A 25,872-nucleotide genomic window follows, 5' to 3' on the forward strand; every position below is an offset into this window, starting at 1 on the left:
CACAACCTAGACTGACGGGATGAAGGGAAGGCGGAAGCCTATTGAGGCCGCATCCTGAACGCGCCCAAACGGCGACTTCTTCAACACTATCCGGATAAAGCTTCAATTCGCGGCGGCGGCACCAATGTCAATTCCGGCAATCGGACTTCCGTGCGGGTCAGATCGCTAACTGTTGCTCAACAATTGTAGCAAAGTACGCGCAGCCATAAGCGAGTGCGTCATCATTGAAATCGAAGGCTGGGTTGTGCAATGCCGCGCTATCTCCGTTGCCGATAAACATGAAATTGCCCGGACGTTGCTCAAGCATTTAAGAAAAATCCTCTCCGCCCATGGTTGGTGTTCGGTTGCTGTCAACTGTCTCGGAGCCCACCAGTCTAGTGGCCGCATCTATGGCAAAGTCGGTTTGTTTCGGGTCGTTCTCCGTCACCGGCAAATCGTCAATGTAATTGAAATCGATATCCGTACCCGTCATGGACGCTACACCCGCGCAAATGTCGTACATCCTTTGTTTGCCCAAAGCACGTGCCTTGCTGGATAGGCTGCGCACGGTCCCTCTGATCTCCGCTGTCTCAGCGATGATGTTATCTGCATTCCCCATGTGGATTTGCGTGATTGAAACGACGTGTTGTGCCGACGCATTTATTGAACGCGACACAATCGTCTGGAAACCTTGGATGATCTGAGCAACGGCAATGGCCGGGTCGTGACCCTCGTGTGGAAAAGCTGCATGGCAGCCTTTTCCAGTTATTTGCACTTCAAATAGGTCCGCAGACCCCATTATGCCTCCCGGGCGAGTAGAGAAATGGCCGATGGGCAGACCAGGAGACGTATGAAGCGCAAAAACGCTTTGAATACCAAAACGGTCCATCAGGCCATCCTGAACCATGGCGAGGCCACCGCCTTCCGCCTCTTCCGCTGGTTGGAAAATCAGAACCGCAGTTCCATTGAATTTACGGGTCTCAGTCAGATAGCGAGCAGCGCCCAGCAGCATCGTTGTATGCCCATCATGTCCACAGGCATGCATTCGGCCTGTTATTTTGGATGCGTAAGGAAGATTTGTCTGCTCCTGCATGGGCAAAGCGTCCATATCCGCGCGTAAGCCAATCACTTTGTTGCTTGCTGTACTTTCACCTTTTATCACTGCAACGACGCCGGTTTTCCCAATACCAGTAAAAACTTCGTCGACACCCATCTCATGCAAGCGCTCAGCAACCAAACTGGCGGTTCTATGAACGTCGAATGTGATTTCCGGATGTGCATGAAAGTCGCGACGCCATTCAAATAGTTCAGTTAGCTGCGTGTCAAAAACTTCAGTGTGAACCATGGGTCTGCCCTCAGAAATGACTTTTAACAACATGATGCTACACTAAAGCGATCATGATCAATTGGCGGTTCTTCAGCAGCCTTGGGGCTCAGAGCGGTCATGCGGCGGTTCGGCGGGCCAAAATCAGTCTGCTTGTACATGCCTTGGTAGGCTGAGCGGGACTGAGCCGACACCGAATGAATGCCGGTTTCGGCCAGCACTAGTTTTGAACTTGGCCTTCACACGGGCTTAACTATTGTATTGTCGGGGACACAGAAAATGCGCTGGCACTACGGTAGTGCGCTTTTACTTGACACAATCAAGTAATTCTATTTTGCTTGAATTTGTCAAGTAAATGGAATTGCAGAATGGATCACATCTCGACAATTCGCGCCTTCAATCGGTTCTACACACAGAGAATGGGTTTGTTCTCCCCCGACTACGGCGGTAGTGGAATGAACCTCACAGAACTACGGGTTTTCTATGAGATCGGAGTGCAAAATGGCTCAACTGCCCGGTTGATCGCCAATGCCCTGGACCTCGACGAAGGCTATGTCAGTCGTATCCTGAAGAACTTTGAGCGATCCGGATGGATTCTAAGAAAACCTTCTGAACATGATGCACGGCAAAAGGAACTTGATCTTACTGAATCTGGGCACCAGAAGTTTAGCGAGCTTGTCGACCGGATGGCACTTGAGGTCCACAAGCGATTGGATGGGGCAGATGCAGGGCGCGTCGCCCGGGCTTTGGAGCAGGCGGTGAGATCATTTGACCTGCCGGGTCCAGTCGAATTTCGCGATTTAACCCCAGGCGACGCCGGATGGGTCGTCAATCGGCACGCCGAGACCTATTACACGGAATATAAATTTGATTACCGCATGGAAATGCTCGTCATGCAAATCCTGACGGCTTTTTTTCCGGTCCAAGGCATTGATGGAAACCGCGCCTTTATTGCTCATAGCGGCGAGACGCGGCTGGGATCAATTTTTTGCATGAGTACAGAAGAACCCGGCGTCGCGAAACTGCGATTGTTCTTTCTGGAACCCGAGGCCCGCGGAATGGGCTTGGGCAAGCGTTTAATGACGATCTGTCTGAATCACGCGCGTGCATCAGGGTTCAAACGCATGACGTTAATGACCCACGAGACACAGGTAGTCGCACGCGCGCTTTACGCTAGATTCGGATTCACTTTGACCGAGCGCATTTCCGGATATCACTTTGGCAGTGAGAGCGTGCAAGAAACCTGGGACCTCACACTTTGATCTCACGACTGGGCTATACGCTAAGTGCAGCCGCGCATAGACAACCAGACATTCGCGGCACGGCGTCGCTTGAGCAAAATGGGCTCTTTGCCGACCTCAGTGCAGAAGCAGCACAAGTCCCTGCCCTGTTCTCCACGATATATCCAAACGGCCCATACCAGCCACTCAAACATGGTCTAGAATGCTGCAGACGCAGCCCGCTTAGCGGTCGCTCGCAGCACTTGCAAAATTGGAGACTGAGTGGACTCACACATCGCGGGACAAAGTGCCAATTCGCTGCGTCTTCACCGACGACTGGAAACTGAGCAATGCGACCGCGCTATCAGACCGCCAAGGAAGGAACGCCGCGCGTTAGACATCGCTTTTTTGTATACGTAGATGATCTACTAAGTGCCTCTCGAAATCCGTTGGATGATGGATGTCGCTGGTCACAATTCCAAGCGTCCGAACCAATTTTCTGTCTTTCAGAGGAATGGCAACAAGGCCGGGAAGTTCGCAAACCCTTGCAGCCCTTTCCGGCACCACAGCCACGCCCATGTTCTGACGGATCATTTGGAAGCCGGTCAGCAATTGTCGAACTTCCGCAACAGTTTTTGGTTCGACGCCGGCTCTTGCTGTGATGGTTGACAGCCAGTCATGTGACGTTGTGCCGGAAGGAAAGCGGATCATTGGTTGCGAAAGTATGGCAGTGTCATCAATCTCGGTAGCCTTGGCCAAGGCGTTTTGATCGGACATCACGACGCAAGCAAAATCCCGATGCAGCGCTTCGAAACGCAACCCGGGCGACGGAACGAACACGCTGGTGATGGCGAAATCAATATCTCCGTCCCGGACCAATTGAAAACTCTCCTCATCGTCGATTTCCGATATGTCGAGGATGTGGTTTGGAAATCTTTCCCGCACCGACTGAAATGCCGACGCCACACTGAGGGCTGCATAGGAGGCTGGGCTTGCGATCCGCAGGATCTGCAGGGTCCCCCGGCCAAGTGAGGCCAATTGATCCAAGATGGCCCCATTACTCGACAGAAACCGGCGGAAGGCCGGTAGCAATGCTGCGCCTCCTGGGGACAGCCGCAGCCCCTCCTTGTCTCGCACCAGGAGGCTAATCTCAAGTTGCTCCTCCAGTTGCTTGATGTGTTGTGAGACAGCAGGCTGGGTCAGCCCCAACACCTTTGCAGCCACCGAAAACGAGCGGTGCTCGGCCACTGCGAGCACGCTGCGGACACGCCGCACTGAGAGTTCTTCGCGCCGCGATCCGGCTATAAGCACATCGTCACCCGAATAATGAAACATTATTTTTCTAGATTTTCATAAGAGAGTATCAGGTGGCAATCCACAAAACCGCGAGGAACCAAGTGATGTCAGCGCACGATCCGGCAATTCAGCGCATACACGCCCGAAAAAACCACTGCTGTTACGGCATGGGGCTCGGGATCATCATTCTGGACGATGTCTACCCGGGATTCCCCGGCGACGTTCGAAACGCCAGCGCCCATCCCTTCCCGATCCAGTATGAAATCGCCGAGGGGGTCGACATCAAACAGCTGGTCAGGGGAGAGCGGAAACAGGGTCTGCTGGACCCGGTGTTGGTAGCGGCGCGCAAGCTTGAACGCATGGGATGTCGCGCGATTGCGGCGGAATGCGGTTACTTCGCGTGGTTCCAGAAGGAAATCGCCAGTGCGGTGAGTGTTCCGGTTTTTGCTTCGAGCCTCTTGCAGGTGCCATTGGCCCAGACGATTGTCGGCTCCGATAGCGTTGTTGGTATTCTAGTCGCCGAAGGTGATCAACTGCAGGATCGGCATCTTGCGTCGGTGGGAGTGCAACTGGGATCGAACTACGTCGTCCTCGGGGCAAAGGATAATGGTAAGTGCCCGCAGTTCGACAGCCTCTGGACCAAGGACATGCGACCGGACATACCCACGGCGGACTATTCCAAGGCCGAGCAGGATATCGTATCGGTTGCCAAGGAATTTGCCGCGGCACACCCTTCAATGGGTGCGATGGTGCTCGAATGCACAGGCTTTCAGCCGTTCGCACGCGCCATCCAGCGAGAGATCGAGATGCCGGTGTTCAGCTGGTCAACGCTGCTCGACTATGCCTATTCGGTCGCAGCGCACCGCGACTTCTACGGGCACGTGTAGCGAGTCAAAGGTTCATGAGTTGCCGACACGGCGAAACCGTGCGGTCACCCGAATTTTGCGAACGTCTGCTAATGGAGCGTCGGTTCTGTTGAGTTGAGTCGCAGCATCGCGCAATTCGGGCTCGAACCAGACATCGGAGGCGGCACAGGATCCTGAGTGGGAGGTGGTCTTCAGACCACCACTCCGGCCCATAAGAGACATTCATCGCAGTCACTGGTGCCGCAGTGCGGCTTCACCAGACCGGCCATTCGCTACGGACATAAATATCCTGAAACTGCCGAACTCACAGATTGCAGACAATGCAGCCGTTTGATCTACCGCTATTGGGCGGCTCGAAACATCGGAAACAGGGGTGGGGCTTGGTCGGCTTTGATTAGACCCATCTCTTGGAAACCATAGCGCTTATACAGCGATAGATTTGTAGGGTTTGTCGACTCTAAGTAAGCAGGTCTTCCATCTTCATCACAACGTTTGAGGCAGCATTCAAGCAACGCGGACCCCAATCCTTTTCCTTGGCGAATTGGATCGACCGCAATAAATGCTAAATGCCAGCAATCCTCATCGGGATGATAATTGTCCATCTGCCCGAAGGTTTCGAACAACGCATCATGCTTTTCTGGTGAGACCGTCTGCTCAAAACAGGCGACAAGCCGTTCTTCGTCAGGGTGAATGCTTGGCGGAAGCCAAAGTGCGCCAGCAGTGAAATCATCGTTCCGAAACGCGCTACCCTGTTCAAATGCACGCCCGCCAAAGAAATCCATTACTCGCGGGAAGTGGGTAAGGAAATCGGCAGGTTCAGGATACAGCCAACGCATGAACGGGTCCGCAGAAAATCCAAGAGCAAGTCCGCTTAACAAACTTTCTGCTTCACTTCGGGTTGATGATCTAAACATGAAATTACCTTTGGTCGTTACACCTCGATTTTCACGTTTCAGCATGTGGGCCGCAAATACTTGTTGTCAAATGCGCAATTTATTGTCCTGCTCAAGCAACGATGGATGGCTACGTCGAGCTCCCAGCAGGCCTCTGAGGCGACGCAGCATCCTGTAATATTGTTTCTCGTCAATGTCGGGTTGTCGTTGTGGGAGGGCATGGCGGATCGGAGGATCAGTCATGGAAACCCAAACATACCTGCCGTTCGCGCGCTTCGCCCAACCTGGAACAAAGGACGTATCGTCGGTCAGAAGCGGCCGCCAAAACCCAAGCATGTCTGGGCGACCCGAGTTCGACTTGAACTGGCCGAAAACCACCGCGATTTCGCGTTGTTCAACATGGCATGTCTTACGGGCGAGGGCATCGATGACGATTGACGGCCTGCACATCATCGAAAGCTTTTTCAGTTACTTTTAGATTGTCTCTCCCATAAAGTTCGTTGAAATCAGAGTTGGCGGTGATCGAATGAATGGCGCAGAATCGTTAGTCAAAACCTTTCTTCACAATGGTGTGGATACGGTTTTCGCCAATCCAGGCACGTCTGAAATGCACTTTGTTGCGGCTCTTGATAGACATCCCGAGATGAACTGTGTTCTGTGCCTGTTCGAAGGTGGAACGACGGGCGCCGCTGATGGCTATTACCGCATGAAACGGGACGTCGCCGGCACTCTGCTGCATCTTGCACCGGGGCTAGGCAACGCATTTGCCAATCTACACAACGCCCGAAAATCAGGGTCCGGGATCGTGAATGTGGTGGGAGATCACGCAACACATCACCTGCGCTATGAAAGCCCACTCAGAGGCGACATTATTGGCGTAAGTCAGGCCATAAGCCATTGGACACGAGTTTCTGATCAGGCCACAAGCGTCGCATCGGACGGGGCCGCAGCCATCCAGGCCGCCCGATCTCAAAACGGCCAGATCGCCACTCTTGTTCTTCCCGCCGATACTGCTTGGGATGCAGCGACTGGCCCTGCGACGAATAGCATTCTGGCCCAACCACTTCATCGCCCGTCCTTGGAAGGCATCGAGGCCGCAGCCATGCGTCTGAAGACTGCAAACGCGGCTTTGATGATAGGTGGTTCCGCGCTTTTTGGTCCACTTCGTGTACTGGCTGGAAAAATTTCCGTCAAAACCGGATGCCGCCTGTTGGCGGATACTCTAATCCCTCGAATTTCGAAGGGGGCCGGGGCTGCCAAATTGGATCAACTTGTGTATCCAATTGCACCCAAGATCGCTCAGCTTGAACAGACATCGTCAATCACTTTGATCGGCGCCGACCAACCCGTTGCCTTCTTTGCATACCCGGGCAAACCGAGCACACCCGAGCCCGCCGGTTGCACGGTTTCAAGCCTGTGTGCTCCGACGGATGATATTGCCTGGACTCTTCAAACACTGGCAGATGCGGTTGGTGTTTCGAGCAAGACACAGCTGAACACATACGCTCTCGACCTGCCTCCAATCCCAACCGGAGATCTCACCCTAGCGAAAGTCGGCCAAGCGTTAGCGGCCCTCATTCCCGAGAATGCTATCGTTTGCAATGAATCCGTGACGTCCGGGTTTCACGTCATTCCTCCGACTGCAACCGCGCGACCACATGACTTGCTTGGGGGAACCGGTGGTGCGATAGGGCTTTGCCTACCGTGCGCAACCGGCGCAGCAATTGCATGTCCAGATAGAAAAGTAATTGCTCTAACAGGCGATGGATCAGCCATGTATACGTTGCAATCTTTGTGGACGATGGCACGCGAAAGCCTGGACGTTACGGTGATTGTTTTTGCAAACCGCGGCTATCAAATCCTTCGAGATGAGCTGGCAAATGTCGGTGTTGAGAGTTTTGGCAAGAATGCGGAGGCAATGTTTGATGTGGAAAACCCAACGCTTGATTGGGTTGCGCTCGCTAAAGGGCATGGGGTTCCCGGAATACGAATTGAAGACACCGATAGCTTTGCAAAAGCCCTTTCCGCGGGGCTATCACGTGACGGCCCTTCCTTGATCGAAGTCATGTGCCCGCCAGCATCTTGAACACAAATTCTTTTTGAAACGGGCGGCCCAAAGCCGCCTTTCGTTACCCAAAGCGAAGCTACATTTTGGCACTGAAAGCAGACTGTCACGAGCGTTCAAACAACATGCAAAAAAATGTCATTGGCGTGCCAGAAGAGAACTCATGACAATGTCCTCCACACAGCCAATTTTCGCGATGACCATAATTGCGAAATGATAGTTGGTCGCACCTTAAACGTCACCGATAATCCGGCAGGACGGAAACCGGCTTCACTTCACTACGCCGAAACACGCCAGGTGCGCCTGGCTCGCTCCATCGAAATAAAGTTATGTGCCAAAGACCCGGACGCCTTCGCGAAGGGTCAATCAACCCGATATGCCGATCTGTTCTGAGCCGATCAGCAGCGAGCCATGAAGACGGCTCTCCGCCCGCAGCTAAGAGTTTGCGCCAGGGCTGACTGGCGAGTGCATAGATATCCGCGGCTTCGGGGCTGCGCAGATCGAATAACGCACATCGTTCCACCTCGAAGGTCAGCACAACCCGCGGGCGATCATCCTTCCTAACGTCCTGTCCGATGGCGACCCTTGCGCTTTCAAGATCAGGGCTCAGATACAAAGCGTCTTGCCCGCGGCGATTGAACCGGGCGGATGGGCGATCTGGTGCGCCCCGCAATAGGTGAACGTCTGGATCATCGGCCCAAACGATCTTTACGAATTCTCCGGAAACTTCTGTCAGCATAACGGGTGGCACTGATCGTCTGCGCGTCGCGTTATAGGAAAGACGCAAGGCGGCAGGGGTTTTCCTAGAAAAGAGAAGACGCATGATATCTTGATTGAAATCACTTACTCATGTTTCCTCTCACTGTGTTGCACTTCCAAAGGCCTTTCGCATGACGGCTCCAAAGATCGCCCTCCTTGGCGCTATTCTCGAGTCAAATCGCTTTGCTCCCCCGGCTGATTTGTCAGACTTTAAGTCTCTGACATGGCTTTCAGGCGATGCTTTGATGTCTGAAGCCAGATCCGCGACACCAAAGCTGGCAATAGAATTTGCAGCTTTTGTCAGGACAATGGATGCTACGGGCGACTGGACTCCGGTACCCTGTATCTTGGCAGCCAGCCACCCGGCGGGTCCAGTACGAAAAACCGTGATCGAAGAGATCATAGTGACTTCGGAAGACATGCTTCGCTCAGCTGGGCCTGTTGACGCAGTTTACATCTGCAATCACGGCGCGATGGTTGCCGAGCATGACCACGACCCCGATGGTTTGTTGATGTCGCGCATTCGGAGAGTTGTCGGACCGGACGTACCTATCGTTGCGACACTCGATCTGCATGCAAATATCTCACAGCGGATGGTCGATGCCTGTGACCTGATCGTCGGCTATCGGACCAATCCCCACGTCGATCAGATAGAACGTGGCGAGGAAGCCGCTTTTTCGCTGCGCCGGGTTTTGGCGTCAGGCGTCCGGCCCCAAACCGCGCATGTCAAGCTGCCTCTTGTTCCGGCATCCGTAACCCTACTAAGTGCCGAGCACCCGTATGGCACCCTGATTGACCACGGTCAGCGACGACAAGCCGAAGGTCGAGGTGACTTTCTAAACGTATCGATCTTCGGTAATTTCCTTTTCTCCGACACGCCCGACAACGGTCTGAGCATCGTTGTCACCGCGCGTGAGGACCAGAAAGCGGCCAATGCACTGGCGGAAGAACTGGCAGACATGGCCTGGTCATTGAGGAAGGATTTCGTTCGGAAACTGACAACCGTGACGGAAGCGATCTCGATTTCCACCGACCAAGCGCGCGCGCCTGTGATTTTCTCCGATGCCGGTGACAATCCTGGCGGCGGCGGCAGTGGCAGGACCACGGAACTGTTAGCCGCTCTTCATGCGGCAAAGGTCGAAGAATGCCTGTTCGGTTCCTTTTGTGATCCGGAACTTGCGAACGAAGCCCATGGCATCGGTGTCGGCGGCAAATTCAGGGCACGATTCAACCGGTCTTCCGATTCCAGCGCTTTCTGGGCGCAATGGGATGTACCTTTTGAGGCGGATGCAGAGGTCTTGGGTCTCCATAATGGAGATGTGGTAGGTGAACTGGGCATGACAGCTGGTCGCAGATTGGTCCTGGGCCCATGCGCTGCGCTTCGTATTGGTGGTATCACCGTGGTGGTGATCACCGATCGCACACAGACTGCCGACCCCGTGTTCTTTCACATGTTCGGACTGGATATTGCGTCGGCCCGGACCGTTGTTGTGAAATCCCGAGGCCACTTTCGGGCCGGATTTTCCAAATGGTTTGGGGCAAATCAGGTATTTGAAGTCGACACGGGCGGGCTTACGTCGCCTGTTCACGACCGCTGGCCGTTTGCTAATTTGCCACGACCGAACTTTCCGATGGACTTCGATACCTCGCGGGCGGAGCAAATGTTGCGCTAGACGGGCTCTGAATACTTGTCATGTGGCGTCGTCAATTTGACAAACTGCATGAACTGGCGGGCAAGTTGCGACGGCGGTCGGCCTGATGGTAAAACGAAGCTGGTGTCATAGAAGATGGCGGCGTCAAATGGTCTGACGACAACGCCTTCCATCCCCGACGACAGTAACGGGAACGGGTTGATCAGCGTCACACCCAAACCCTCGCGGACAAGCTCCAAAGCGGCCATATTCGTTGCTGTTTCAGCGACTTGTTTTGGACGAATTCCAGCGCGCGCAAAGATCTTTTCGGTGATCGCTCGCGTCCCCAGCCTTCGCAGAAACTCGATCAGCGCGACGCCTTCAAGGTCGTGCGGCGTCACCACTCGTTTTTCCGACAGCGGATGGTTGCTCGGCATGGCGCAAACCACCTGACTGCGGCGCCAGGGCATTAGGTGAACACCCGTTCGTTGGATCATCGCACTCGTCAAGCCGAGATCATAGCGGAGGTCGAGAATGCCAGCGACAAGCACGTCCGTGGCCTGAATATCCAATTGAAGCTGCTTTCCCTCATTCTTCTTGAGAAAACTGGCCACCCTAGAGATGACAAAGTGATGCGCCAGAGTTGGCGGCACGATCAGGCGCAACGGCTCGTTATCCGGAGTAGCCCATTCTGCGCCCTCGATGTCCGCAAGCGTCTCGAAGATTGGGTCCAGTTTTTCGTTGAGACGCAATGCTTCGTCTGTTGGGTCAATACGTCCCGATCGGCGGAGAAAGAGCGATCGCCCAACACGGGCCTCGAGTTGGGACAAGGACCGGCTTACGGCAGACTGCGAAATCCCCATTCGCCGCGCGGCGCCGATGGTTGTACCAGTCGTGATTACGGCTCTCAGGGCCTCAAACTCGCGCAGTCTGTGTCGGTGTTCCGTCATGCTACGTTACTCCCCCAGTTTGAGCGGCTGAACATCCAAACTCTTGGATTGGTCTATGCAGAGTTGCATAGCATTGAGTATTGGCAATGTTTTTTGCGGTAGCTAGCCTTTTTTACAGGGCGCGGGATCGGCCAGGGATTCGCCTATTCACAAGCGCCAAATCAACAGGGAGTCTTTTTGATGAGGAAACTCACATCTGCGACAGCCGTCGCTGTCGGCATTTTGGCTTTCGGCGCCGGTGCTGTTTCGGCGGAAAAACTGACGATCGGCCTCGCTTCGGAGCCGACGTCACTCGATCCGCATTTTCATAACCTTGGTCCGAACAACGCCATGTCCGTGCACATCTTTGACCGGCTGATCGCGCAGGATGAGAAGCAGCGCCTATCGCCGGGTCTTGCCGTGTCCTGGGAGCCAATTGATGAATTGACTTGGGAGTTCAAGCTGCGTGAGGGCGTAAAGTTTCACGACGGAAGCGACTTCACGGCGGACGACGTCGTCTGCACCATGGCGCGCGCGCCGGACGTACCGAACTCTCCATCGGGATACGGCACCTATCTTAAGGGTAAGGAAGTCGTCAAGATCGATGACTACACGGTGCACTTCAAAACGGCCGCACCTTATCCGTTGATGGGCAACGACATTTCCACGATCCCTGTGATCTCAGAAGTGGGCTGCGAAGCAACGACGGAAGACTTCAACGCGGGTACGGCCGCCATCGGCACAGGGCCGTTCAAGTTCCAAAGTTACACGCCGGGTGAAAGCATCGTGCTGGTACGGAACGACGAATACTGGGGTGATGTACCGATCTGGTCCGAGGTGGAATTCCGCCCAATCACGTCCGGTCCGAGCCGTGTTGCATCGCTTCTTGCCGGTGACGTCGACATGATATCGGGCGTTCCGACGACCGATATCACAACACTTAAGGGCAACGATGGTATCCAGCTGAGCCAGGGCGTGTCCAACCGAGTGATCTATCTTCACATGGACCAATTCCGTGAGGATTCACCCTTTGTGAAGGCCAACGGTGGTGGCGATATAAAGAACCCGCTCATGGACGTCCGAGTCCGGAAGGCGATCAGCATGGCGATCAATCGCGACGCGATCGTTGAGCGTGTCATGGAGGGGGTTGCGCTGCCCGCTGGCCAGCTTCTGCCCGAGGGATTCTTTGGCGTGTCCGACAATCTGGACGTGGTGGCTTATGACCCGGACGGTGCTAAAGCACTTCTGGCTGAAGCCGGTTATCCCGATGGATTTGAAATGACAATCCATGGGCCAAATGACCGCTACATCAACGACGCCAAAATTGCCGAGGCAATTGCGCAAATGTTGACCCGTGTGGGCATCAAGACAGCAGTCGAAACAATGCCGCGTTCGGTATACTTTGGACGCGCGTCCAAAGGCAGCCCGGAGGGTCTGCCGGAGTTCAGCTTTATCCTCGTCGGATGGGGCGCGGGGTCCGGCGAAGCGTCCTCGCCTCTCAAATCGCTGATCCACACCCATGACAAGGATGCGGGCTTTGGATCATCGAACCGTGGCCGGCACTCGGATGCTGAAACCGACGCGTTGATCGAAGAAGCCCTGCGAACAGTCGATGACGCAAAGCGGCAGGAACTACTCGCCGCGGCGACAGAGCGCGCGATCGAGAATGTGGCGATCATTCCGACTCACTTCCAGGTCAACACCTGGGCGGCCAAAAAAGGTCTGAGCTACATCCCTCGGACCGACGAGTACACTCTCGCGACAGGCGTCGTGAAAGAGTAATCGCAATGCATCCGGGCCGCCTTCGCAGCGGCCCGGAGCCTTTGCCCAGGGAATGTCCTCATGACCGTTTTTGTCATTCGCCGATTGCAGCAAGCAATGCTTGTTGTCTTCCTGATGTCGGTGATTGTCTTTTTCGGCGTCAATATCGTTGGTGACCCGGTCTACATGCTGGTCAGCCCCGACGCGGATCAGGCTGACATCGAAGCTGCAATTCGACGGCTTGGATTGGATCGGCCTATTTGGGAACAGTACTGGTTGTTCCTCAAAGGTGCTGCACAGGGTGACCTCGGCGACAGTTTCGTCTTCGGTGAGCCCGCGCTCAAACTGATCCTGCACCATATGCCTGCCACGATGGAACTGGCCTTCAGTGCACTCTTTCTTGCTATCGTGATCGGTATTCCATTGGGTCTTTATGCCGGGCTCTATCCCGACAGCCCGCTGTCCAAGGGCATTATGGCTGGCTCAATCCTTGGGTTTTCGCTGCCGACCTTCTGGGTCGGGCTTATGCTCATCATGCTGTTTGCCGTAGAACTTAGATGGCTCCCAGCGACAGGGCGCGGCGATATCGGCTCGTTTCTTGGGATTCACAGCAGCCTTTTTACGCTCGATGGGTTGAGCCACATCTTCCTGCCTGCTCTCAACCTAGCGCTTCTTAAGATTTCACTGGCAATCCGCCTTACCCGAGCGGGTGTCCGGGAAGCGATGGGACAGGATTACGTGAAGTATGCCCGGGCCAAAGGGCTTTCGACCCGACGCATCATTCTGGTGCATGTAATGAAAAACATCATGATCCCGGTAGTGACCGTCATGGGCCTCGAATTCGGTAGTTTGATCGGGTTCTCGGTGGTGACTGAATCAATCTTCGCGTGGCCGGGAATGGGCAAACTGCTGATCGACGCAATACTGCAATTGGATCGGCCTGTCGTCGTCGCCTATCTGATGATCATCGTACTGTTCTTCGTGCTGATCAATCTGATCGTCGACATACTCTACTCGATCCTCGATCCGAGGGTTCGTTTGCAGGATCAGGGCGCATGACCGACACCGTCACAGATCATTCTCTGACCCCCGCCAAGTCCCCTAAAGTCGAGACGCCGTTCCAGCGATTTCGGGCCGAGTTCTTCGAAAGCAGGATCGCAACAGCGGCGCTCGGCATATTCCTGATCATCGTTCTGCTGGCCATCCTGGCACCCTGGATCACGCCGCAGAACCCCTACGATCTTGGCCAGGTCAGCGTCATGGATGGGCGCTTGCCTCCAGGTTCCGAAGCATTCGACGGATACACGATGTGGCTCGGTTCGGACGGGTCTGGACGCGATCTCTACTCGGCAATTCTCTATGGCTTGCGTATTTCTCTGACCGTTGGGCTTGCATCTGGGGTGATTGCCCTTCTGATCGGTATGGCGATCGGTCTGGTCGCGGCCTACGCCGGAGGCCGGACCGAAGCGTTCATCATGCGCATCGTGGATCTTCAACTGTCGTTCCCGGCATCGCTTGTTGCGCTGATGATGGTTGCGGCACTTGGTAAGGGTGTCGACAAGATCATCCTCGCCCTCGTGATCGCGCAATGGGCTTATTACGCCCGCACGGTTCGCGCGACCGCGCTTGTCGAGCGTGGCAAGGAATATGTCGAAGCCGCGCAATGCCTTGGAATATCGCGACCCCGGATCGTCTTTCGCCATATCCTTCCGAATTGCATGGCGCCTCTGATCGTCGTTGGCACGGTGCAAACCGCCAGCGCAATCTCATTGGAAGCGACGCTTTCGTTTCTTGGCGTAGGCCTTCCACAGACTGAACCGTCGATTGGGGTGCTGATCGCAAATGGCTTCGAGTACATGCTGTCCGGGCGCTACTGGATATCCGTTTTCCCCGGCATCGCGCTCTTGCTGACGGTCGTGTCCATCAACCTTGTGGGCGACCATTTGCGCGATGTTTTGAACCCGAGGTTGAAGAAATGACGGCAGTACTCGAAGTCAGCGGGCTAAAGACCCACTTCTTCACGCACGCGGGTGTGGTCAAGGCCGTAGATGGTGTGGATTTCACCGTCTCCAAGGGCGAGGTAATGGGTCTGGTGGGTGAGTCCGGGTCGGGCAAGTCGATCACCGGGTTTTCCATCCTTGGGCTGATCGATCCTCCCGGGCGCATCGTCGATGGGTCAATCCGTTTTAATGGTGACGAGATCGCGAACGCACCGGAAGAGCGACTCAAGACCTTGCGTGGCAACCGAATCTCGATGATCTTTCAGGATCCGATGATGACTCTCAACCCGGTCCTGCGCGTCGATACGCAGATGATCGAGGCCATTCTCGCCCATGAAAACGTAAGCCGCCAAACCGCCTGGGAAAGAAGCCGTGATGCGCTTGGTTTGGTTGGCATCCCATCGCCGGAAGAGCGATTGCAAGCCTATCCGCATCAGCTTTCCGGTGGGATGCGGCAGCGCGTGGCGATTGCGACAGCCTTCTTGAACCAGCCGGACCTCATTATTGCCGACGAGCCGACGACAGCGCTCGACGTGACAATTCAGGCGCAGATCATCCACGAGGCACAGAAGCTGACGAAACGCACGGGAACCGCGATGATCTGGATCACGCATGACCTTGCCGTTGTGGCAGGGCTCGCGGACCGGATTTCGGTGATGTACGCAGGACGGATCGTTGAGCAAGGCAGTATCGACGATGTTATCGACCGTCCGTTGCATCCCTATACGGTCGGGCTTCTCGGATCGGTTCCGACGGCGAACCGGCGCGGGCAGCGTTTGTTCCAGATCGAAGGGATGACGCCAAACATGCTCGCCCTGCCTGAAGGATGCGCCTTTGGACCGCGTTGTCAGGCCCGAACGGCAGCGTGTTCCAAGCGCCCCCCGATTAAGGACGTGGATGGCCGCAGCCTTCGCTGTTTCAATCCGCAACGCACCAAGGAGACGACGCTTTGAGTGAGCCGCTCGTTGAAATCCGAGGCGTTTCGAAGCGCTTCACCAAACGTTTGGACGTCGCGGGGAAAATCGCACAGCGACTTGGCGCAAACATCCGGGAAGAAACGGTCCATGCTGTCGATAACGTGAACCTGTCGATTCAAAAGGGTGAGGTTCTGGGATTGGTCGGCGAATCCGGCTGCGGCAAGTCCACTTTGGGACGTGTTGTTGCCGGCATTCACCCTGCAAGTGACGGACAGATGTTCTACGGAGGCAAAGATGTTGCGACGTTGAACGGCACCGACAAACGCGCGGCGACCCTCGCAATTCAGATGATCTTCCAGGACCCCTTTGCCAGCCTAAATCCGCGAATGCGCGTCGAAGATATCATCGGCGAAGCACCGCGTATGCATGGGATCGTCCGCAAGGCAGAGAGTGCGGAATACGTGGACGACGTGATGCGCAAGGTCGGCCTCGACCCGTCGCTCAAGCGGCGTTACGCGCATCAGTTTTCCGGCGGTCAAAGGCAACGGATTGGAATTGCACGTGCGCTCGCCGTGAAGCCGAAGTTCCTTGTCTGCGACGAAGCCATCGCTGCGCTGGACGTGTCGATCCAGGCGCAGGTTATCAACTTGTTCATGGATCTGCGCGAAGAGCTGGGCCTGACCTATCTGTTCATCAGCCATGACCTGAGCGTCGTCGAACACATCGCCGACCGCGTGGCGATCATGTATCTGGGCCGCATTGTCGAGAGCGCATCGACTGAGGAAATTTTTTCGGACCCACGCCATCCCTACACGAAAGCGCTGCTTGCAGAGGCTCCGCGCCTTGATCAGCGCCGGCGTGAGTTTGCCCCGATTGAGGGGGAAATTCCGTCGCCGCTCGATCCGCCATCTGGATGTACCTTCCACCCGCGTTGCCCGGTGGCGACCGCTGAGTGCCGCACCACTGTTCCTGAACTGAAAGCGGGGCGCGGCGGGCGCGAAACGGCTTGCCTGCTGGAACACGCCGAAACCGTTTGAACGAGAAGCTGGAGAGCCCCTTGAAAAACGCCGATCCGATCTGGGACCACGTCGACCGCCATCGTGATGATTTTATCGCCTTGTCAGATCGAGTCTTTGACACGCCCGAGACGCTTTATGCCGAGTACAAGTCCGTCGCCGAACATGTGCAGATGTTACGCGCTCAGGGCTTCAAGATAACAGAGAACGCAGCTGGCATTCCTACGGCCGTGATTGGCGAAGCAGGAGACGAGGGTCCGGTGATTGCCATCCTCGGCGAGTTCGATGCGCTGCCATATCTGAGCCAGGCGCCAGGTGTGGCTGAACATCAGCCGCTTGAAGAGGGCGGCAACGGGCATGGGTGTGGTCACAATCTTTTAGGGGCCGCCGCACTCTTGGCCGCGACGGCGGTGAAAGACTGGCTGGCCGAAAACGGCATCAAGGGCCGTGTGCGATACTATGGCTGCCCCGCTGAAGAAGGGGGCGCGGCCAAGACATACATGGTGCGCGAAGGACTGTTCGATGATGTCGACGCAGCCATCTCGTGGCATCCAGCGACCTTCACAGGCGTGAATGAGGCCAGATCGCTCGCGAACACCCGGATCGATTTCACTTTTCATGGAAAAGCTGCCCATGCGGCGGGTGCACCGGAATTGGGTAGGTCGGCGCTTGATGCGGTTGAACTGATGAACATCGGTGTAAATTACCTGCGCGAGCACATGCCCGACAGCGCCCGGGTTCACTACGCCTATCTCGATGCAGGTGGTGTTGCGCCGAACGTGGTGCAGGCCAAGGCCACAGTGCGCCAACTCGTCCGCGCCAGCTCGCTACCGGACCTCGCCGATTTGGTTACGCGCGTCCGAAAGATTGCGGACGGCGCGGCGCTGATGACAGGAACGCAAGTTACCAGCCAGGTCTTTTCCGGCGTTTCAAACCTGCTTGGCAACCGTCCTTTGGAAGAAACCATGCAGCACGAGCTAGAGAAACTTGGACCCGTCGCCTTTGACGAGGCAGATCTCAGTTTTGCCCGCGACATTCAGACCACATTAACCGCCGCTGACATCAATACGACCTTCAAGCGGATCGGTGCTAAGCCCAAAAAAAATCTCGCACTCTGCGACTTCATCGCACCTCTTGATCGCCACAGCGATGGCGGCGAAGGCTCGACAGATGTTGGCGACGTGAGTTGGGCAGTCCCAACCGTTCAGGCACGAGTTGCCACCTGTGCTATAGGAACGCCGTTTCATACGTGGCAAACAGTGGCACAAGGCAAGGCGCCCGCGGCTCACAAAGGCATGGTCTACGCGGCAAAAGCAATGGCCGCGACAGCTTGTCGACTGGTTGAGGATCCCTCGCGCATCGAAGCTGCATGCGCGACGCATCAAGACCATCTGGGCCAAACACCTTACACATGTCCGATCCCGGACGACGTGCGTCCACCTGTCTGAGGCAAAACAACCGTGACCCGCGCCTCTGCAATAGACAACGCCGCCCAGTTTTTCGACACCGGTCAATTTGCAACAGAACTTAGCGAACTGGTTGCCCATGAGACGGAGAGCCAGACACAAGAAAAAGCCGCGGAGCTTCCGCGCTATCTTGAGGAAGCCCTCGTTCCGCGCCTGAGCAGACTCGGGTTCTCCTGTGAAATCTACCCGAACCCTGTGCACGATGCCGGACCGATCTTGGTTGCAGAGCGCATCGAGGACGACACGCGTCCGACAATCCTGTCCTACGGGCATGGCGACGTGATCCGCGCGCAAACGGATCAATGGCGCGACGGGCTTCACCCATTTCGACTGGTTGATGAGTGCGACCGCCTCTATGGACGCGGAACAGCCGACAATAAGGGGCAGCATCTCATCAATTTGGCGGCGCTGAGCGCTGTCATTGAGGCCCGTGGAGCGCTCGGCTTCAACATGCGCATTCTCATTGAAATGGGCGAAGAAATGGGATCACCGGGGTTGTCGGAGTTTTGCGCCAAGCACAAGGACAACCTAGCCGCAGACGTCCTGATCGCATCGGACGGGCCGCGCCTTCAGTCCGACACGCCCACGTTGTTCATGGGGGCAAGGGGCGGCAATTCGTTCGACCTCATCGTTGATCTAAGAGACGGCGCGCACCATTCGGGTAACTGGGGCGGTTTGCTTGCCGACCCCGCGATGATCCTTGCACAAGCCCTCTCGACGATCACCGATGTGCGGGGCCAAATCCAAATACCAGAATGGCGGCCGACCAGCCTGACTGAAGACATCCGGGACACCCTGCGCAACTTGCCGGTTGGCGGGGATGGTGGTCCGAAGATTGACGAGAATTGGGGAGAGGAAGGCCTGACACCGGCCGAACGCGTCTTCGGCTGGAACAGTTTTGCGGTCCTCGCAATGAAAAGCGGTGTCCCCGAGGCACCGGTCAACGCGATCTCGGGATTTGCCATAGCCGCCTGCCAGCTCCGCTTCGTTGTTGGCACTAACCAATCCGATATCCTGCCCGCCCTTCGACGCCACCTTGATGCGAGAGGTTTTGAGATCGTTCAGATCAAGCCTCATGACCGCAGCTTCTTTGATGCAACGCGAACGTCGCCCAACCATCCGTGGGTGTCTTTTGTCGCGCGTTCGCTTGAAAAAACGTGTGGGAAGCCACCCCATGTCCTGCCAAATCTCGCCGGTTCCTTGCCCAACGAGGTCTTTTCCGATTTGCTCGGTCTCCCAACGGTTTGGGTGCCGCACTCCTATCGCGGCTGTTCGCAGCACGCGCCAAACGAGCACGTGTTAAAGTCAGTTTCGCGTGATGCATTGCGCGCAATGGCCGGGCTTTTTTGGGATATTGGCGACCTTGCCAGGTCGCTCTGATCCCGCGCCACAAAGGACTTCATCCGTACCTGGATCGGGCGTGTATCGCATATCTGACTGTAAATGACCGCTTTCACAGATTGGTAGAGTTGCTCTCGCATATGCAGCGAAAGTCAGCTGTCCGCCCTTCTGTTGAAAAACAACGTGTTCCGCATCCGCGCAGGCGCTCCAACTGTATCACCAGAAAAGCCGCCGTACGGGCACTGCGCTCGGCCCCGTCAAACAGGTCGCCTGCAATCAACAGGGCGGCCACCTCTTCGGCAATGGCCGCGTCAACGATCCTGACAAAAGCGGCGCGGCTGGCGGTCTGCACCTGTTCCGCAAATCGGGGTCACGCAAGGCCAACGATTTCAGCGGTGAATCCAGATGAACGTCAGCTGTGTGCAGAATCCTCATTGCCTGTCTGGTCCCCGTACCACCGCATGATCTCCTCAATCTGTTGACGCGCCGACCCGCTGACCCGCGACAGGCCAAGGTGGCGGGCCAAATCCCCCGCCGGATCCTCTGACGCCTTCAGATCCGTGCCGATCTCATCCAGTACAGCCGCGACCTCGGTGCGGGACACATCGCGGATGGAGCGGTTTTCCAGCCCGCGATACGGAATTCGATCCTGATAGGTGCCTGCCAGCCAGACAAACGGAGTGCCGAACTCATCATGCAGTTCAGCCGCGCCAAGCGCGTGTTCCACCCTGTCCATGATCCGGCGCCCGGTGCGCTGCCACCCGTGGCGGTTTGCGACCTCGCGACCCAGATTGCGCAGCGGCATCGGGGCTTGATCCACCAAAACCTCGTGAACGATCTGCCGCAGAATCCCCATATACCCAAGATCAAAGAAACGGTCGGGGGCGGCCTTTGGCCCGTCATCCTTGGCCAACTCGGGCGCATGAACCCCCGAGGCGAAAAGCTGAGGCTCATCAGCCTCTTCCGGCGCGGGTTCCGGCGGCACGCTGTCGGCCTGAGGCGGCTCGGGCGCAGGCAAGGCCCGCACTTCTGGCAGATCTTCTTCCGCAGCCTCAAGTTCTGCTTCCTGCCGCGCCGCGCGGTCTTCTTCCAGCAGTGCTTCCAATCTTTCATGTAATCGGTCAACCACCGCCGCCGGGTCGCGGAACCAGTCGGTCGACCAGATGCGCAGGATCGTCCAACCCAAACCTTCCAGCACGGCCTGACGCACCTTGTCCCGATCACGCGCTGTGGCCGAGCTGTGATAAGTGGCCCCGTCACATTCGATCCCGGCCAGATAGGCCCCTGCCCGATCCGGGTTCACAATTCCAAGATCAATGCGGAAGCCCGAGACTCCGATCTGGGTCCGCACCTCCCAGCCTTTAGCGCGGAACGCCTCGGCAATGGCCTCTTCAAACGGGTTTTCAGCCGGTCCAAGCGATCCTTCCTCGCGCACAGCCAGTGCAACCGGACCACGCTCGGCATAGTCCAGAAAGGTTTTCAGATCACGCACCCCGGTTGCACGGGTGCGCGACAGATCGATTTGATCATGGGTCAGCGAGGCGAACACATGCAACTCGCACCGGGCCCGCGTGACTGCAACGTTCAGACGCTTTTCGCCGCCATCCGCATTCAGCGCACCGAAATTCATCGACAGTTTTCCTGTAAGGTCGGGCGCAAAAGTGATCGAAAACAGCATCACGTCACGCTCATCCCCTTGAATATTCTCAAGATTTTTCACGATCACCGGTTCTTCACGCTCTTCTGCAAAGAACCATTCAAGCTCGGGTGCATCACGCCGCACTTTGTCCAGCAGATCAAGGATCAACCCCTGTTGCTGTGCGTTGAAAGTGATCACGCCCAGCGTCGGCCGGTCCTCCTCGGGGAGGGCCAGCCAGGCATTCAGGCGCTGTCGGATCAGCGCGACAATCGCCTTTGCTTCATCCGCATTGGTGCGCCCTGCCCCGCGCGCATAGGTGCCGTCGATCTTGTGGAATTTCACAGCGTCACTGCCCGTGCTTGGTGCAGGAAAGGTGACAAGGCCTCCGTCGTAGTAGAAATGGTTCGAGAACGCGATCAGCGCCTCATCCCGGCTGCGATAGTGCCAATCCAGCCTGCGCGTCGGGATACCTGCGGTCGCCACCTCATCCAGAATCGAAGGCATGTCGCCAATCATCCCTTCGGCGTCATCCTCGGCCTCGTCGCTGCGGCCAAAGAAGTTCGTCGGCGGCAACTGCTTGGGATCACCTACAATGATCGACTGTTTCGCCCGCGCAATGGCACCAATGGCGTCCCACGTGGTGATCTGCGAGGCTTCGTCAAAAATCACCACGTCGAACGTTGCCTGCCCTGCCGGAAGATACTGCGCAATCGACAGCGGCGACATCAGCACGCAAGGGGCCAGTTTGGGCAGAACATCACCCAGATTATCCAGCAGAGGCCGGATCGCCATCGACGGGCGTTTCAGCCCCAACTGATGCCGCAACACGCCCAGTTCCGATTTTCTGGGCACTCCGTCCCGGGCAGGCAGACGGTGATGAATGCGCCGCATGACTTCCCGTGGGGCATGTTCGGCGACCTCGTCATCCAGCTTACGGAAGGCCGCAACGATATCCTCGTGCTCCCAATGCGCGAACTGGCGCAGCGGGTCCGACGCATCCATCGCCAGCGGCAACCACCAGCGCGCATAGGCGCGGCGGCATTCGGCGACCGGATCACCTTTCAATTGATCCGTCTCATTCGCATCGACCAAGGGCGCCAGCCCGGCGGCCTTGGCCTTGTTCCGAATGGCAACCCAACGGGTCCAGTCCGCAAGCCGTGCGCGTTGCGCCAGCGTCTGGTCCACGGCCTCCATCAGATCGCGCAAGGGCAGGTCTGTGTCCACCGAGCCGCCAAGCCCCGCAAACTCGGTGATCGCCGCATTCAATGCGTTGTCCGCCGCTTGCCAGTCCTCCATCGCCTGTCGCAACGCGCCCGTGGGCCCTTCCTCAAGCGCAGCGACAGTGGCACCGAACGCCACCGTGTCGATTGTTTCCGACCGCACACCGGCCAGCGTCTCACGCAACGAGATCGCCTGAGCCACCCGCCCCTTCAATCTGTGCAGCGACCGGTCTACGCCGGCGGTATCAGCTACCGGGTTATCCTGCAGCACTGCCAGCTGTTTGCGGCACTCTTCCAACGCTGGCAGATCCCTGCCCGGTTCAACCTGTCCCGAGCTGGCATAGGTTTGCAGCAGCTTGCGGGTCTTGCGCTTTTTCAGGGCGGAAAATGGCCAGAACCCCGCCTCACCCGCGCGCCATTCCGCATCCAGCTGATCCAGTGGCAGGCGTTTCATATTGTCTTCGGAATAGGACGCGCTGCATTGGTCCTGCGCGTCCATATACGCCACGAGTGCCGCCTCGAACCGGTCCACCTCACCGTGCAGATCACGCTCCGACAGGCGCGGCACCATACGCAAGTCTTCTGCGTCGGGCGCGATACGACGGGACAACGCAGTCAGCAGAGCGCGCCGTTCCGACATCAGCGCCCGGTCCGGGTTCAATGCCAGCTGCCCTGCAAGATCCGAAGATGATCGCATGACGCGGTCGACACACGCCCTCAGGGTTTTGGCCCGTTCAATGATCTGGTCTTCCCAGGCATGTGACCACTCGGCCTCTCCGACCAATGGCAGCGGTGTGCCACCGCCTACGGCCGCATAAGTACGGCCAAGTTCCTGCGCGATCTCAAGCAACCGGCCAAAACTGTGCTGATCATGAGCATCCTTATCCGCAAAGGACAGCTTCAGCCCCTTTGGTGCCCCCGCCGTCCATGAAATCGCTTCAAAGACCGAAAACCCCTGCGCACCCTTGGCATGAACCGCATTTACATAGGTGTTGAGCTGGTCGCGCTTGATCCGCAGCTTCTCGGTGATGTCCAGCCAGTCTTGTTCACTGGTGGCCGAGGCCCTGTCCCATCCCCGGCCAAGCTGCGTCAGAACCCGCTTGCGGTCGGTCTTGTTGGAATGCAGCTCCAGCACCGCGTCGCCCAACCCGTGCGCCTCAAGCCTGCGCTGCACAACATCCAATGCTGCGGCTTTCTCGGCTACGAACAACACCGTTTTGCCATGGGCAAGGCACTGGCAGATGATATTGGCGATGGTCTGGCTTTTGCCGGTGCCCGGCGGGCCGATCAATACGAAATCCTGCCCCTCAGCTGCTGCAACGACGGCTGACAATTGCGAGCTGTCAGCGGGCAGAGGTGTAACCAGATCCTTGGGTGCAAGTCGGTGATCCATCTGTTCGGCCGGGATCGCGTCCCCTGCCCCGCCCTCAAAGGTCTTGTCAGGGTTGTCGACCAGATGCGCCACCAGCCGGTTATTACGCAACTGATCGGTGCGCTCGACCAGATCTTTCCACATCAGGTATTTCGAGAATGAAAAGGTCGAGATCGCGATCTCTTCCACAACCTCGAACCCCGGCACTTCGCGCACCCGCTGGCGCATCCATTCAAAGATACGCGGCAGGTCGATGCCGCTGTCGTCGCGGGGCAATTCGCCCTCAAGCTCGGGCAGGGTCAGGTCGAAATCACGCTTGAGAAATTCCAGCAGGGTCGAGTTGAACCGAACCTCGTCTTCGTGGTGCAGGATTCTAAAGTCCGACCGCGCCGATTTGCGTTCCAGCTTGATCGGGATCAGCAGCAGCGGCGCGCGATAGCTGCGCTTTTCGCCCTCTCGCTGCCAGCGCAGGAAGCCGGCGGCCAGAAACAGAGTATTTGTCCCACCCTCCTGAAGATCGCTTTTGGCTTTTCGAAACAGGGCCAGCAGGCGGTTGTCAGCGTCCTTGCGATCCAGCGGCATCGTGATCTGCCCGCGGTTGAACGCATCGTTCGTTGCGCTGGAGATGATCTCGTCCCGTTCCTGCCGCGACAGCTGACGCTCGCCAATGGGATCATCCTCCATCAGTGGATAGGTGCGGAACGCCTTGTCCGCGGCCAAAGCGTCCTCCAGAGCGCCAACATCAGGCACCAAGCAGGGCACTGTCTGCTTGCTTGGCTTGAAGTTCAGCAAGCGGTTGCGCAGCGACAGGTCCAAAAGCTTAGCCTGCCAGCGCTCGATCCGCCCTTTGGGCGTGTCAGGAACCTGTTCAATCACTTCGGAAGGCAACAGGCCAAAATCGATCGGGTCCGGCAGTTTCGCCGGGGCAACCTCAATATGCTCGGCCACACCTGCTTCTGCCGCCACGTGGCTGGCCAACGGACGTATCCGGGCCGAGCGTGCGCGGGTGATGTCAACGGCCATCAGGAATTCCTGCTCACGATCCTCGGACAGACGGGACCGTCCGGCCTCAACAGCCTGTTCAAATCCGGCAGTCGGGCGTTGTGTCAGCAGCGTGGTTTCGACCGGAATGAATTCTTTCGCCTGCGCCGCCTTGCGCACAGTGATCACGTCAGGCTCGGTCACATGCCCAAAGTCCCGGTTGGTGAGCCAGACCCCGACCCAGGCGTGACCATGACTAAACAGGACAACCGGATGCAACCCGGCCTGTTCCCACGCGGCGGCCAATAATAGCGAACTGTCCAGGCACGTCGCCAACCCCTCGCTGCGAATACGTTCGGGCGCACGGATCTTCTGCCCCTCAACCTCGAACGAGGCAGGCGGGTTGGCATAGGTCAGCCCCATACCGGTCACGGCCGACCAGATTGCGCCAGCGATCATCCAGGCGCGCTGCGGGTCACCGGATTGATACCCTTCAAGCGAGCCATCATGCCCGCCGCGTTCCAGCAACACAGACGCCTCTTTGAGGATCGCCGCCACCACGGGATCATTCGGAGATACAAAGGCCGCCAGCAGCCGGTCCATGTCACCCAGCCCGCCCCATTGATCGCGGGCCAGCAGCTCCAGAGGCAGGGTTTCACGGGCCAGTTGCCCTTCGACGTTGGTCGCTGTCAGGGTCAGAGATCCGATTTCGGTTTCGTTGAGCCCGGCCAGATGCTGTATGTCGAGCGGTGTGGCCAGATCGTACAGTGCAAAATCCTCGTCCGGTGCGATCCGGTCGATCACCCAGGTCTTGGGCCTGATCACCGGCGGATGGGCCTCAAGCGTGATCTCGATCGCCTCAACCGCAAGACGCCCCATGTTGGTCAGCGACAAAGCCCTTAGAACCGGAATGTCATTCTGGGCCGAAGCGAAATTGACCCGACCCGCAGCCTGCATGGAAAAACCAAGATCTATGTCTTTTTCGGCCTCGACAGGCGGTAAATCAGTCTCACCGAGGGCAAAGCCAGTTTCAGATTTCTGCATTTAATCGGTATCACTTAAATTCGTTTTGCGGGGCACCGCGTTATCAATCCTGAAATACAACCTTAAACAGATGTATCAGATGGAAACTAGCAAAAAAGACACCTGTATTCGCGCAATTGCAAGTGTTCGACGAGGTGCAGAGTTGACAGATGT

At 56.9% G+C, this 25,872-nt stretch carries 19 protein-coding genes and 1 pseudogene; 12 read left to right on the plus strand and 8 right to left on the minus strand.

Going from position 1 to position 25,872, the window contains the following annotated elements; genetic code table 11:
• Nucleotides 1–157: 157 nt before the first annotated feature.
• Nucleotides 158–307, minus strand: coding sequence for a hypothetical protein (locus ACR0EK_RS18920; protein WP_480871394.1), 150 nt, complete (start codon nt 305–307; stop codon nt 158–160).
• Nucleotides 308–1,324, minus strand: coding sequence for an amidohydrolase (locus ACR0EK_RS18925; protein WP_480915334.1), 1,017 nt, complete (start codon nt 1,322–1,324; stop codon nt 308–310). It abuts the gene before it with no gap.
• Between the two features lie 347 nt (nt 1,325–1,671).
• Here ACR0EK_RS18925 and ACR0EK_RS18930 point away from each other — a divergent pair, with 347 nt between their 5' ends.
• Complete coding sequence (locus ACR0EK_RS18930) at nt 1,672–2,565, plus strand: GNAT family N-acetyltransferase (protein WP_480871392.1); 894 nt, start codon at nt 1,672–1,674, stop codon at nt 2,563–2,565.
• Nucleotides 2,566–2,916: 351 nt separating this feature from the next.
• Here ACR0EK_RS18930 and ACR0EK_RS18935 read toward each other — a convergent pair whose 3' ends face one another.
• Nucleotides 2,917–3,858, minus strand: coding sequence for a LysR family transcriptional regulator (locus tag ACR0EK_RS18935; RefSeq protein ID WP_480968036.1), 942 nt, complete (start codon nt 3,856–3,858; stop codon nt 2,917–2,919).
• A gap of 65 nt (nt 3,859–3,923) precedes the next feature.
• Here ACR0EK_RS18935 and ACR0EK_RS18940 point away from each other — a divergent pair, with 65 nt between their 5' ends.
• Entirely contained in the window at nt 3,924–4,706 is a 783-nt protein-coding gene (locus ACR0EK_RS18940) for an aspartate/glutamate racemase family protein (RefSeq protein WP_480609768.1), read from the plus strand.
• 320 nt (nt 4,707–5,026) lie between these two features.
• Here ACR0EK_RS18940 and ACR0EK_RS18945 read toward each other — a convergent pair whose 3' ends face one another.
• Nucleotides 5,027–5,644, minus strand: coding sequence for a GNAT family N-acetyltransferase (locus tag ACR0EK_RS18945; protein WP_480473296.1), 618 nt, complete (start codon nt 5,642–5,644; stop codon nt 5,027–5,029).
• A 153-nt stretch (nt 5,645–5,797) separates the two neighbouring features.
• Here ACR0EK_RS18945 and ACR0EK_RS18950 point away from each other — a divergent pair.
• Together ACR0EK_RS18950 and ACR0EK_RS18955 are read left to right on the plus strand one after the other, a co-directional pair.
• Nucleotides 5,798–5,983, plus strand: a pseudogene (locus tag ACR0EK_RS18950) (hypothetical protein); the annotation flags it as partial.
• 121 nt (nt 5,984–6,104) lie between these two features.
• Nucleotides 6,105–7,664: an acetolactate synthase large subunit gene (locus ACR0EK_RS18955; RefSeq protein WP_480473298.1), complete on the plus strand. Its 1,560-nt coding sequence runs from the start codon at nt 6,105–6,107 to the stop codon at nt 7,662–7,664.
• 217 nt (nt 7,665–7,881) lie between these two features.
• On the opposite strand, the gene ACR0EK_RS18960 is transcribed toward ACR0EK_RS18955, so the two are convergent.
• Nucleotides 7,882–8,394, minus strand: coding sequence for an RES family NAD+ phosphorylase (locus ACR0EK_RS18960; protein WP_480871405.1), 513 nt, complete (start codon nt 8,392–8,394; stop codon nt 7,882–7,884).
• A gap of 139 nt (nt 8,395–8,533) precedes the next feature.
• Between ACR0EK_RS18960 and ACR0EK_RS18965 the strand changes: the two genes are divergently transcribed.
• The gene (locus ACR0EK_RS18965; protein WP_480871406.1) at nt 8,534–10,075 is read left to right on the plus strand and encodes a M81 family metallopeptidase; all 1,542 of its coding nucleotides are present in this window, start codon (nt 8,534–8,536) and stop codon (nt 10,073–10,075) included.
• On the opposite strand, the gene ACR0EK_RS18970 is transcribed toward ACR0EK_RS18965, so the two are convergent.
• Nucleotides 10,072–10,983: a LysR family transcriptional regulator gene (locus tag ACR0EK_RS18970; protein ID WP_480506344.1), complete on the minus strand. Its 912-nt coding sequence runs from the start codon at nt 10,981–10,983 to the stop codon at nt 10,072–10,074. The genes ACR0EK_RS18965 and ACR0EK_RS18970 overlap by 4 nt on opposite strands.
• Before the next feature lie 180 nt (nt 10,984–11,163).
• Here ACR0EK_RS18970 and ACR0EK_RS18975 point away from each other — a divergent pair, with 180 nt between their 5' ends.
• Genes ACR0EK_RS18975 through ACR0EK_RS19005 form a run of 7 tightly spaced genes read left to right on the plus strand, consistent with a single transcriptional unit; the run spans nt 11,164 to nt 19,502 of the window.
• Nucleotides 11,164–12,744 carry an ABC transporter substrate-binding protein gene (locus ACR0EK_RS18975; RefSeq protein WP_480871407.1) on the plus strand — a complete coding sequence of 527 codons (1,581 nt, stop codon included), beginning with the start codon at nt 11,164–11,166 and terminating at the stop codon, nt 12,742–12,744.
• 60 nt (nt 12,745–12,804) lie between these two features.
• Complete coding sequence (locus ACR0EK_RS18980; protein ID WP_480473304.1) at nt 12,805–13,782, plus strand: ABC transporter permease; 978 nt, start codon at nt 12,805–12,807, stop codon at nt 13,780–13,782.
• Complete coding sequence (locus ACR0EK_RS18985; protein ID WP_480472946.1) at nt 13,779–14,702, plus strand: ABC transporter permease; 924 nt, start codon at nt 13,779–13,781, stop codon at nt 14,700–14,702. The genes ACR0EK_RS18980 and ACR0EK_RS18985 overlap by 4 nt, the downstream gene beginning before the upstream one ends.
• Complete coding sequence (locus ACR0EK_RS18990; protein WP_480472948.1) at nt 14,699–15,676, plus strand: ABC transporter ATP-binding protein; 978 nt, start codon at nt 14,699–14,701, stop codon at nt 15,674–15,676. Before ACR0EK_RS18985 ends, ACR0EK_RS18990 begins: the two co-directional genes overlap by 4 nt.
• Nucleotides 15,673–16,677: an ABC transporter ATP-binding protein gene (locus ACR0EK_RS18995; RefSeq protein ID WP_480473306.1), complete on the plus strand. Its 1,005-nt coding sequence runs from the start codon at nt 15,673–15,675 to the stop codon at nt 16,675–16,677. Before ACR0EK_RS18990 ends, ACR0EK_RS18995 begins: the two co-directional genes overlap by 4 nt.
• Nucleotides 16,678–16,697: 20 nt before the next feature.
• Nucleotides 16,698–18,104, plus strand: a complete 1,407-nt coding sequence (locus tag ACR0EK_RS19000) for an amidohydrolase (protein WP_480472950.1) — start codon at nt 16,698–16,700, stop codon at nt 18,102–18,104.
• A 12-nt stretch (nt 18,105–18,116) separates the two neighbouring features.
• Complete coding sequence (locus ACR0EK_RS19005; RefSeq protein WP_480472952.1) at nt 18,117–19,502, plus strand: M20 family metallopeptidase; 1,386 nt, start codon at nt 18,117–18,119, stop codon at nt 19,500–19,502.
• Between the two features lie 73 nt (nt 19,503–19,575).
• On the opposite strand, the gene ACR0EK_RS19010 is transcribed toward ACR0EK_RS19005, so the two are convergent.
• Nucleotides 19,576–19,815 carry a hypothetical protein gene (locus tag ACR0EK_RS19010; protein WP_480968037.1) on the minus strand — a complete coding sequence of 80 codons (240 nt, stop codon included), beginning with the start codon at nt 19,813–19,815 and terminating at the stop codon, nt 19,576–19,578.
• Between the two features lie 60 nt (nt 19,816–19,875).
• A complete protein-coding gene (locus ACR0EK_RS19015) occupies nt 19,876–25,719 on the minus strand; it encodes a DUF3320 domain-containing protein (protein WP_480968038.1) in 5,844 nt (1,947 codons plus the stop codon).
• Nucleotides 25,720–25,872 lie beyond the last annotated feature (153 nt).

The organism is Ruegeria sp. AE4 (genome assembly GCF_056542185.1).